Genomic DNA, 11226 nt, shown 5'->3' on the forward strand with positions numbered 1-11226 from the left:
TCATCATCATTACTATTAAAAAATTTTTCTAATTCACTGTAACATTTTAATTGTTTGTGATATTTATTTTTTTATTTTCACCATTAAATAAATGGGAAATTAAATTATATGCTTCATATAGATTTGAATTTCTATTAGGTCAGTTACCACTTTCAAATACATTTTGATAATCTTCTTTTAAATTTTCCGAAAAAGCTTCTAAAGCTTTAAATTTTTGATTTTTATCAAATAGGATTTTTTTTATTTCCTTAGAAATTTCATCGCTTTCATCTGATTTTTCAGAATAACATAGTAAAACTAGCAGAGTTGTGGTAACTCTTTGCTGCCCATCTATTATTTCATTTTTTTCATCTTCGTTTTCATACACATGAATAATACCTAATGATGGATCTTGATTAATTTCTTTATATATGTCATCTAAATAAGCTAGTACTTGTTCAGTCCCTCATGCATATTCACGTTGATAACACGGTATATATAAATTTTTATACTCAGTCAAAAATTTATATATTGAGTACTCTCCTAATTTATGTTTTCTATTCATATCATCCCTCCAACGGATTAATTTGTCATTTAAATACAATTTCCTTTATTCCAGGGAAATTATTAGATGTGTTTTCAAATTCTTTTATTATTTTTGATATTTCGTTTTTTTCGTTAGAAATGCTATATAATGTGAATTTGATTTCATCTATATCTATAAATATTTTTTTATATTCATTTATATTTAGTTCGTTATTTTTTTCTACAGAGAGCCATTTGTTGTTAAAAGTTTTAGAATTCTTTAAAGCATGATCTACATAATCAAAAGCAGCTACTTCATTGCTAGAAAATTTTTCACCCAACGATAAAGTCACAAACATCAAATTAGTATTTTTCTTTTCTTTTAACGCTTTTAATTGCAAATATTTTAATATAAAAATACCATTATTTTTTAATGTTGTTTTTATTTCATAAAATTCATTATTCATTTTTGCGTCATAAACATCTCTTTCATCAGAAAATTCTATCTCCCCTTTTTCGCCATATTTTCAGAAAAATAAAGCTTCACCTAAATATCCAATAATGGTGTCAAAATTTTTATAACTAAAATTTGAAAATATCTGATTTATTTTTCCGATAATCTCACTAAAATTTTGATATAAATTATTTTTAATATATTTTCGAATAGTTCTAAAACTTCAGGTGCGCATTTTTCTAAAAAGATAGCCTCTGCTTTGATAGTTTTACCATCTTCATTTGTATATTTAATTGATGAATTGTATCAAAAACCTTTAAATCTACGATAACGTAAATTTTCAATAGGTTTATCTATAGCATAAACTATTGTAGCTTCATCATCTTCATTATTTATTATTTTGTGAATAGTGATCCCGTTTTTATTTTTAAAAGAAAATATATTTTTAAATTCTAAAAAATATTTATTAATCGACATTATAATTCTTTCCTGTTAGTTTTAAGTTATATTTTTTACTTAAATTACATATTTCGTGTTGTTTTATTTCATTTACTTCAGGATCATTGATAAATAAATTTCTTATCTCATTATCGATTTTTCTTATATTTTCAAATTTATTAATAGTTTTTTCTTGCAAAAACAAAAATATATTTTCTTTTTGAAAATCATTTCATTTATTTCGATAACCAAATCAACGTGCCCTTTGTAAGATAGTATCTATAGGTGTTGTATCAGAATCTACTTGCATATATGCATGAGTAAGATAATCGAAAGTTATCCCTCGACCTATTAAACTTGAACCTATTAAAATCATAGGTTTATTTTTACTAGACGGAATAGATGTATCGTTTCGGTTAATTGTTTTAATATTTACTTGTACACCACTTTTATCAACTATATCATTTGCTATTTTAAAAATTTCGTCATGAATTTTAGTTTCAATTGCCGGATTAATTAATAAAATTGGCGAATTATTATCAAAGAATTTTTTATGATCTTCATAAAAATTTAAAAAATGATTTATAGTTTTTTCTAAATCTTGTCTTGTGGGATTTTCATTAACAATAATTTCAATTTTTTTATAGTTACCATTGTGGAAAAAATCTAAACCGTGATATTTTCTTTTGTCGTTTTCTAAAACTATGCAATATTCAGGAGCATACGAAGCGCTGCGATCTATCAGTAATAAACCATATGGCGTTGCTGTAAAAAAAATAAAAAAATATTTATTTATGTATTTATCTAATTGATTTTCAAAAAAATTAGAAATTGATCTTTTAGTCTCTAATCTATTTTCTGATGAATCAGATGTTGCAACATCTGATTCATCATCAAAAATAACAAAGTTATTTATTTTATCATTATTTTTTCACATAAATTTTTTAAATTTTTCTATGTTATTTTTTTCTTTTAATAAAAAGAATAAATTAAAAGTTTTATTAGAAGCTATAGGTGCTGTTTGCAAATTGTCTGTTGTGTAAAATTGAATAAGGTCGTCATTATCTATTATTTTACGACATTCATCAATAATTCTTTCTTTGTTTTGTAATAATAATTCATTATTTGAATTAACGAAGAATATAAAATTCTTAATCCCGCAATCGATAGCTTTAAATAGACAACTAATCATACATTGAGTTTTTCCTGATTGAACTTCCCCATAAGATATTGCATATAAATTTTTATTATTTTGGATAAAATTATCAAATAAAGGGATAAATTTATTTATATTTTTATTAATATATGTTGAATCTATGTATTTAGGTAAGTCGGATAAATATTTGTGAAAATATGTGCTTTCTTCATTGAATTCAACTTGCTTAGAATTACTAGGTTCCTCATATCTATTTTCTAGATAAATTCTTATTTTATTCATTTGTTTCCCTCAAAAATATTTCTTCTATTTTTTTTAATCAATCTGGTAGATTTTTTTCAGGGATAAAATTTATTGATTCTTTAATAACTTTTTCCATAATTTTTCTATTATCAAGAACTTCTTGTTTCGGGATAGAAATTAGTAATTCATTTTTATTGCGGCTAATTTCGATTTTTTCTTTATCAATTTCGCAAAAATTAATCAATGTGTTTAAGTTACTATTTTCTTTTAAAGTTCCGGTCTCGATAAGATTTTTTTTAGTTTTTTTCAAACTTTCTTTCAAACTTTCAAGAAAAAACGACATCAATATTCAATTTGAGATGGTATCTTTATCGTTATTAATTAAATTTTCTTTAATTTTTGACAATAAATGCCCATTAGTAAAATCAAACTTATTTAATTGAGGTTTAAAAAAATTATTTTGCAAATAAATAGTTCCGAATATTCTTTGGCCAAAACTGATACCAGAACCTGAACCTCATGATTTTAATTCATCGTATAAAAATTTTGGTCTAATTTTTTGTTCTGGTTTTTTAGTTTTTCCGTCTTCATTAGGGCCGTGATAAATGTATCTATTGTCTTGGCTAATATTAAATCCCGTATTAACCTTATATGTTTGTTTATTATCTAGTTTTTTAATATAATAGCTAGATTCTGTTGTCATTATTCCTACATCATATGAGAATTCAATTTCATTATCTTCACTATCAAAAACTTTTCCAGTTAAGTTTTTACCTAAAAAATATTTATCGTCGCTTTTTTTTAGAACATCTAATAATTTTTTATAAATGCCATTGGGTTTAAATTTTCCAGAATTGCTTTTACAAATCTTTTCTTGATTTTCTTCGATATAATTTACAATCTTTTCCTTATGTTTTTCAAATTCATCTAATAAATTATGATTATTTATTTCATCAGAAATTAATTTGTTTTCAAATAAGAGTTGTTGAATTTTTTCTATTCTCTCTAACTTGATCGGGTTAAAATCTGTGATTGTTTCTAAAATATTATAATTAATTCTTCTATCTTTTCCGATTCTATTATAATAATATAATTCAATTTCAGCGTCGATTTTTTTATCCAAATTTAGTAATTTTATATATTCATTTTCATTATTTTTTATTTTTATATATCTTTCGTATCTATTAAAAATACTTTGATAAATGTTTTCTGAATTTTCTGTAAAAGTGTTAAATCTATTAATGTCTTTTTCATTAAAAAAAACATTTGAAACTAAAAAATACGTTCCACGAGTTTTTTTAATTTTATTTTGATTTGTCTCATTTTGTGTCATAGAAGTTTTTTCATCATTTAAATCAATTTCAATTCTAGATTCTTTACCGTTATTATTTTTTGTTTCAATAATTCAATTTCATCCATAGTATGCCAAAGCTGATTTAACACCATAACCGTGTTTACTTAAAGAAGATTCATTTCCATCTCAGCCACGCTTATTTTCCTCTATTGAAAGCATTTCTTTAAAAGATTTTTCTATACCAAAAGCATTATCTTCATACTCAAATGTTCTCTTTTGTTCATTAAATGTAATCTTTATTTTTAGATCAGAAAAATTATGATCTTCCGCAGATTTTATTGAGTTATCAATGAATTCAGAAAGCATTAATCAATGTGGATTGGTTGTTTTTGATTGAGCCCTTCAATATTTTTTTGGGTTTTCAGTATATAATTTTTTTTCTCTATTTGTTTTAAAAATATCAATCATAATAGTCCTATCTTGTACAATTAGTTAAATTGTTTTCTATATTATTTCAAATAGAAAAAATAATTTCTCTCTCTTCCTCTAGAATTAAGTTTTGAAAATTATTATTGCTATTTAGTTTAGTTAATTTGTCATATATTTCTTTACGATAACGTAAATTATATGGACCTATACCCGGGATTCTATAATCATTATCTTTAAAATGAATAATAATTTTACGAGCAAACGGATTACCTATTTCATTTCACATATTTATCTTGTTTGTTTTAATTAAATTAATAAATTTATCTTTTGAAATAATTTTATATTTTCCATCATCAGAGACGGCTCATCCATTTTTCAGTATTTCTCAATTTTTACTTGGTCGTGTATTTTTTTTAGGAATAAAAAGTATTTTCTTTGTATCTTTTTCTTTGTATTTTAATCTCATTGTTCGATTTTTTACTAAGGTTATTTTTTTAGTCGATTTGTTAATTCTAATACTTCCTAAATACCTATTTTCAAATTTATCTCTTTCATCTTGTAATCAGTTTCTAAAATCTCTTAATGACTCTAGTTCTTTATAACCATTGTTAATTAAATTAGTAATCGATCTATCTTCTTTGGCTACAGTACAAGTTCAACAACCTCATCGAGAGTTCCCACAACTACTATTAACCTTCTTTGTTCCTATTTGATCAAGAGCTAATGGACATTCATTAGAACTATCTCTGTATAATTCATATAAGTTACCTGTGCTCACTTTTCAGTGTGTACTAGGTTTACTTAATAAATATTCTCAAACTTCTTTTGTGTCAAAATCTATAATAGGTTTAAAGACAAAGGCATTTGCATCTGTATTATGTTTATTAACATAACGGTCATTGCTTAAGTTATTGTATTTTTCAAGTATTTTATCTCTTGCCCCACTCTCACCTTGTCGGACACCAATTACATAAATTACTTTTTTATCTTTTGAAATTTTTTCACCGACATAATTTGACATAGAATCAATTTTTAATCTAGAAGTGCATCATCTAAATGTTTGATTTGGTGCAGGATAACCTCTTCCTATTAAATTAACTCAAAATGATTCTTCAATTTTTGGTCTTACTAATGCTGCAATTAATGGTAAATTATTTATTTTTGCAAAATCATTTATATTATTTATTGAGTTGGATAAGCTTTCAATTACTAGAGGATTTTCTACTAATGTGTCGGAACTTAATATATAAATTTTTTTATTTAGTTGATTTTTATCTAATTCTAAGATGGATGAGATAATTAAATCCACAAGAAATGTAGAATCTTTTCCGCCAGAATAACCGATTACTCACGGTAAATCATTTTTATAGTACTCCTGTTTAATTAAGTTCTTGGCAAAAGTAATTTTGTCATTAAAATTATCGTTTTTTCCCTTAATGCTTGTTGTGAGAAAGGAAAAATTATGCAAGGAGCACTAATAGAAAAATTTATCAAGCATTTAAAATATGCAGAAAATAAATCTTTAAATACATTAAACAATTATGAACATTACTTAAAAATATATTTAATAAGGTGTAGAAATTTCAAAATTACACTAGAAGGAAAGTTATATTTCCTAGAATATATTGATAAAACCTATAGTAACAATACTAAAAGACTAATTTTGACGGTGATAGATAAATTTTATAAATATTTAAACAACATTGAAAAAATGAAAATTGAAAACCCCTTTTTAGATGTTATTAAACCTAGGATCGATAAAAAGGAATTGATAACTTTATCACCAAAAGAAATAAATATTATTTTTACATATTTGAAAAAAGAAAATAATTTACAACTGATCAAATTAATATATTTAATATATTATTCTGGGCTAAGAATTACAGAAGCTTTAAATGTTAAAAATAATGAAATATTAAAAAATGAAATATTTATCAAAGGAAAAGGAAATAAATATAGATATATAAATTTTCATCCCGATCTAAAAGAATATATCAACAAGAAAAACGATGATTTATGTTTTGTTACAAACACCAAAGAACCTAAATCAAGACGCTGAGCCAATTATTGCGTTAAAAAACTTATTTATGAGTGTAAAATAGACAAAAAAAATATCCCCTCATACTTTCAGACACTCGTACGCAACAAACTTATTAAAAAACGGAACAAGTATTTTTACAGTTAGTAAATTATTAGGACATGCTAGTGTCAAAACAACAGAACATTATATTCATTGAAGTAAAGAATACTTAAATTCAGAGTATAAAAAAATAATCAAAAAAATATAATTTAACTTTTAATATATACACAAAGCACAAAACAGAGATATAATTAATAAGATAAATTATGTCCACAACAAGCATTAAGGGAAAAAACGATAATTTTAAAGCAGAAAATGACTATGTTAGAAAATGAATAGATACTGTAAATTCAAACAATAGTGCACAACCTATAAACCTGTTTTTTCATTAGCATTAATACAATGCATTATTAATAAAGGGCATAAGGGTCTGTATTACATTGAAATAAAGGATGTATTTGTAAATTTTGTTATATTATGTTGAATTTCTGCGGGTTATTATAAATTTAGACAAAATCCGACAGCAAGGAATAAGAGTGGAATCGATAAATGAATACTTCCTTTAATTGAGAATTTTAAAAAAACTTATAAACTTCCTGATAATGATGAATGCGCTATTAAAGATATTAAAAAAGTTAAAAACTTTATTACAAATGAATACGACAAAAATAAAAATTTAAAAGAATTGAATACAATTTTCAAAAATGGACCTTATAAACATTTTGGGAAAAATTTAGAAATGATGAAAAAACATGAAAAAAATAATAAACCTTTTCAAATTGAAATAGATGAAGAAAAATATTTAATTATTAAAAAATGAAAAAAAATTCTAATTAATGAATCTATTTTTAGATGAGCTGAATTAGTCGAAAAATATAATTATTCAGTTATTAATCCTATACAAAAAATAGATTCATTTAAAGAAATCAACGGAGTTAAACGTGACATAATCACTTTCACAACGCATAAAGATATTCTTCAAGAATTTTACAATTCCATCAATCAAAGTGATGAAATTGAATGTTTTTATGATAGCATTTCTTTAAGGGAAATTAGTTGAGATCATTATATTCCTCATTCATACATGAGTTATGAGGATATATGAAATTTAGTTCCAACTTCTATAAGTTTAAATAGTAGCAAAAGTAATAAATATCACGATAAATTTTTTAATAACGAAATTATTTGAAAACTATACAATAGAAATGATCGTTTGTATAAATGGTTAATAGATGAAAAAGAACAGTTGGTAAAAGAGAAAAAATTTAAAGCATTAGATCTTGAAAAAATTATTTTTCAATTTAATTCTTGAAAAGAGTATGAAAAAATTAAGTCAAAGGTTGAAGAATTTAGAAGTTTTGATTGTATATAATATTAGTAAAAATACGTATAATATTAATTTATATCTTTAATATAATTTTCCATTATCGATAAATGTCTCTCTACTCTAACCTTTTTATTTAAAGTAAAAATCAATTTTAATATTTGTTTATTAGTGCAATTTTTTTTAAGTAAATTTTCAATGATTTTTGCAGAAGAAGACTTACTCAAGTTGTATTCAGTTTTAGCATTATGGAAATTGTAAAAATCACTTAAGAATTTATCGATTCTGTTACCATCGTTTTTATCATAATATTTTACAAGAATCAAATCTTTTAAAACTTTTGATCTTATGTATATATTGTGAGATCAAGTAATTCTAGAAATATAAATTACAAGAAATGATGAAATCACTAAACTTATGATGGAAACAATTAAATCCAAATTCATAAAAATCCTTTCACGTTCATTATAAGTTTTTTTGAATAAATCTAAAATTAAGTGCAAACAATGCAATTAAAACAGTTTAGTTATTGAACATGCTTGTGTATGATGAAAACCATAATTATTCCAGCTAAAGCTATTGAAATCATTAATGTTAAATAAATAATAAATATAATAGTTCATTTCTTATTTAATTCAACTTTTCTACTTTTAAATTCAAGTTTTAACTTCTTATTTTTATTTACTGAAATAGTATTAATTCTTATTTTCACAAAACCCTCTTTTATTTTAGTTTATTTAAAATGTTATCATTGAAAAGTTTGTCAATATTTCCATGTTCAATATTAATTGAATTAGGAGCAATCAGTTTAATCTTCGATTGATTTATATGTGTTGTTAAAACGCTATATAATCCAAAAAGGTTAGGATATTCTTCTAATAGAATTATCTCTTGGTAACTATCAATAATGTTAATAACTTTTTTTGATAAAGGATAGATTTGTTTTAAATTGATTAAATCATACCTTTTTTTAGTATTAATTACATAATTTGATAACTTATCATAACTAATTACTAATTTACTACTATTATCTACTATTTTTTTACTACTACTTCTAATTCATATGAAATCATCAAATTTTTGTTTTTCGTCGTTTGTGTAGTATTTATTTATTCTAATAACGGTGATTTGTTTTTTAGTTATCCCTAATTCTAAACAATGTTGAAATTCTTTACTATTACTTGGAGCATATATAACTGCGTTATCTAATCCAACAAACATTTTTAAATCATAAAAACCATGTTGAACATTACCACCTTCATTTATTCCTGACTGATCAATAATAAAAACGCAATGCAAATTCATTAATGCAATATCTTGTATGATTTGGTCATACCCTTTTCTTAAAAAACAATTTCCTACAAAAACAACAGGAACGTTGTTTGATAATGCAACCCCTGATGCAAAAGAAACAGCATGGTCTTCAGCTATTCCAACATCGATTGTTTGTTTAGGATACTTTAAATATAGATTATGTAAATTTAGTGCATATTGCATACCAGCAGTAATTAAATATACATTTTTATTTTTTTTCAAACACTCATCTATAATTGATGGATAATGGTTACTTCATTTGTCATAATTATTTTTGGTAGGAATTGAATGGTACTTCCCTACTTTATCTTGACTAGCTTCTTCGTGACCATGACCTTTAATAGTTTTAAAATGAATCAAAGTATGTTTATTAGATGTTTTAGCTTTTTTGAAAGCATTACTAATTTCATTTAAATTATGCCCATCTACTGGCCCAATATAGTTAATACCATATGTTAGGCAATAATTTTGATAATTTATGTCATTTGTTCCTAAACTACCAATATTTGGGCCAATTCCTTGAGAATTATCATTTAAAGCTATAATGATAGAATTTTTAATAGAATTTAAATGATTAAAACATTCAGCTATTTGACCTGTTGCAAAAGATTGATCACCAATAACATTAACGATGTATTCATTTTTTTTTAGACAAAAAGCTCAACCTGCTGCAATCGATAAAGAATTACCGGCATTTCCTTGTTCGATAAAATCGTATTTGCTTTCTTTTCTTGATTGGAATCCTTTTAATCCATTAAATTGTTTTAGTGTTTCAAATCTTTTTGCACGACCAGTTAAAATTTTTCATCCATAGGTATTATGCCCAATATCAAATAAAATCTTATCTTTTTCTAAATCAAATTCTTTTATTATTCCATAAGATATTTCTAACGCAGAAAGAGATGAACTTAAATGTCCACCTGTTGTTTCGGTAGTTTTAATGATTAAATCGCGAGTCTGTTGTAAAATAGTTAAATCTTCTAGATGATTTAATTTTTTATAGTCTTTAACGTTTTTAACATTGTTGATTAAAATTTTACTCATGAGTTATGAAAAATAATTCTTTTTTCTGATTATCTTGTCTTCTGATAACTTCTTGGTTTTTATTAAAAAAAACTCGTAAATTTAATTCAATAATTAATCCGACAGTTCCTTCAAACAAATGTCCACCCTTGCAATCATGGTTATTATCAAAATAAGTAACATGTAAATGAGGAGTTATCTTATTAATGCTTTTGTTAATTGTAAAATTACCAATTAATGACGTTACTTCCTGCAATCCTTTATCATCTTTTTTACAAATATATTTACCAAAATCATCCACTAATCCATATTCTATTGAAGAAGTTGCTCCGATTCCTTGGATAGAACCTGATACAACTTGATATTCTTTAGCAAATTCGTTCAAAGTTTCTATAATTTTTTCCCCACTTGGGATTGAAATTATGAAATCGTTCTCCGTTATTTCTTTTACAACAATATTGCTTTTCATAATTATTTTTTCTCCGATGTTAAATGCTTTTTAGTAGAAATTAATTTAAATGTTAATAATAATGATTTAACATCAGCTATTATCATTCCAATACCTAAAATTATTACCAATCCTAATAAAATCCCATTCGTTAAAACAGCATTTGTAGAATTTATTTCTCTACCAATGATTGAAAAAACAATAATAGTTAGGTTGATAGTTAACAGAGACGATGATCATATCATTAGTGATGTGTTTTCAAATTTGTTTTTTTTCAATATAGCAACACTTGTAAATATGTTAAATACTAAAAATAAACTAACAACAATAATTAACCCAATAAAAATAACGTGACTATAATCATTTTTTGTAATCAAATTGATTGTTAAAATCGTTAAGATAAAACCAATTGAAAAAGTGTTAGTAAAGTTAGAAATTCTTCTTAATGCAATAATTACTCAATTACTCATTTATTATCCTCTTAATAATTATCATATAACTATTCCATATTATCTACAA

Annotated in this window: 14 protein-coding genes; 3 read left to right on the forward strand and 11 right to left on the reverse strand. The window is 24.0% G+C overall.

Annotated features, from left to right (window positions below):
* Positions 1 to 46: 46 nt before the first annotated feature.
* From ASO20_RS00085 to dndC, 6 genes are read right to left on the reverse strand one after another with little or no spacing between them, the layout of a single operon-like run.
* Positions 47 to 544 carry a DUF262 domain-containing protein gene (locus ASO20_RS00085; protein ID WP_085055887.1) on the reverse strand — a complete coding sequence of 166 codons (498 nt, stop codon included), beginning with the start codon at positions 542 to 544 and terminating at the stop codon, positions 47 to 49.
* On the reverse strand, positions 537 to 1193 hold the full coding sequence (locus ASO20_RS00090; protein WP_085055888.1) for a hypothetical protein: 657 nt from the start codon (positions 1191 to 1193) through the stop codon (positions 537 to 539). The genes ASO20_RS00085 and ASO20_RS00090 overlap by 8 nt, the downstream gene beginning before the upstream one ends.
* Complete coding sequence (locus tag ASO20_RS00095; RefSeq protein ID WP_085055889.1) at positions 1109 to 1435, reverse strand: hypothetical protein; 327 nt, start codon at positions 1433 to 1435, stop codon at positions 1109 to 1111. Before ASO20_RS00095 ends, ASO20_RS00090 begins: the two co-directional genes overlap by 85 nt.
* Complete coding sequence (locus ASO20_RS00100) at positions 1425 to 2834, reverse strand: Z1 domain-containing protein (RefSeq protein ID WP_085055890.1); 1410 nt, start codon at positions 2832 to 2834, stop codon at positions 1425 to 1427. Before ASO20_RS00100 ends, ASO20_RS00095 begins: the two co-directional genes overlap by 11 nt.
* Positions 2827 to 4557, reverse strand: coding sequence for an ATP-binding protein (locus ASO20_RS00105; RefSeq protein ID WP_085055891.1), 1731 nt, complete (start codon positions 4555 to 4557; stop codon positions 2827 to 2829). The genes ASO20_RS00100 and ASO20_RS00105 overlap by 8 nt, the downstream gene beginning before the upstream one ends.
* 7 nt (positions 4558 to 4564) lie before the next feature.
* Entirely contained in the window at positions 4565 to 5986 is a 1422-nt protein-coding gene (dndC, locus tag ASO20_RS00110; RefSeq protein ID WP_085055892.1) for a DNA phosphorothioation system sulfurtransferase DndC, read from the reverse strand.
* Between dndC and ASO20_RS00115 the strand changes: the two genes are divergently transcribed.
* The 3 genes from ASO20_RS00115 to ASO20_RS00125 all read left to right on the forward strand — a co-directional run bounded on the left by ASO20_RS00115 (position 5981) and on the right by ASO20_RS00125 (position 7970).
* Positions 5981 to 6703: a tyrosine-type recombinase/integrase gene (locus ASO20_RS00115; protein WP_085055893.1), complete on the forward strand. Its 723-nt coding sequence runs from the start codon at positions 5981 to 5983 to the stop codon at positions 6701 to 6703. The two genes, dndC and ASO20_RS00115, sit on opposite strands and share 6 nt — an antisense overlap.
* Positions 6672 to 6806, forward strand: coding sequence for a hypothetical protein (locus ASO20_RS03140; protein WP_265736636.1), 135 nt, complete (start codon positions 6672 to 6674; stop codon positions 6804 to 6806). Before ASO20_RS00115 ends, ASO20_RS03140 begins: the two co-directional genes overlap by 32 nt.
* 531 nt (positions 6807 to 7337) lie before the next feature.
* A complete protein-coding gene (locus ASO20_RS00125) occupies positions 7338 to 7970 on the forward strand; it encodes an HNH endonuclease domain-containing protein (RefSeq protein ID WP_157061686.1) in 633 nt (210 codons plus the stop codon).
* 23 nt (positions 7971 to 7993) lie between these two features.
* Here ASO20_RS00125 and ASO20_RS00130 read toward each other — a convergent pair whose 3' ends face one another.
* The 5 genes from ASO20_RS00130 to ASO20_RS00150 form a co-directional block, all read right to left on the reverse strand.
* Positions 7994 to 8368 carry a hypothetical protein gene (locus ASO20_RS00130; protein WP_085055895.1) on the reverse strand — a complete coding sequence of 125 codons (375 nt, stop codon included), beginning with the start codon at positions 8366 to 8368 and terminating at the stop codon, positions 7994 to 7996.
* Between the two features lie 80 nt (positions 8369 to 8448).
* Positions 8449 to 8634 (reverse strand): hypothetical protein, encoded by a 186-nt coding sequence (locus tag ASO20_RS00135; RefSeq protein ID WP_085055896.1) that lies wholly within the window; start codon positions 8632 to 8634, stop codon positions 8449 to 8451.
* A gap of 11 nt (positions 8635 to 8645) precedes the next feature.
* A complete protein-coding gene (locus ASO20_RS00140; protein WP_085055897.1) occupies positions 8646 to 10280 on the reverse strand; it encodes a 1-deoxy-D-xylulose-5-phosphate synthase N-terminal domain-containing protein in 1635 nt (544 codons plus the stop codon).
* A complete protein-coding gene (locus ASO20_RS00145) occupies positions 10273 to 10728 on the reverse strand; it encodes a PPC domain-containing DNA-binding protein (RefSeq protein ID WP_085055898.1) in 456 nt (151 codons plus the stop codon). The genes ASO20_RS00140 and ASO20_RS00145 overlap by 8 nt, the downstream gene beginning before the upstream one ends.
* Positions 10729 to 10730: 2 nt before the next feature.
* The gene (locus ASO20_RS00150; protein WP_085055899.1) at positions 10731 to 11177 is read right to left on the reverse strand and encodes a hypothetical protein; all 447 of its coding nucleotides are present in this window, start codon (positions 11175 to 11177) and stop codon (positions 10731 to 10733) included.
* Positions 11178 to 11226: the final 49 nt, after the last annotated feature.

This window comes from Mycoplasma sp. (ex Biomphalaria glabrata) (assembly GCF_001484045.1).
Lineage (GTDB): Bacteria > Bacillota_I > Bacilli_A > Mycoplasmatales.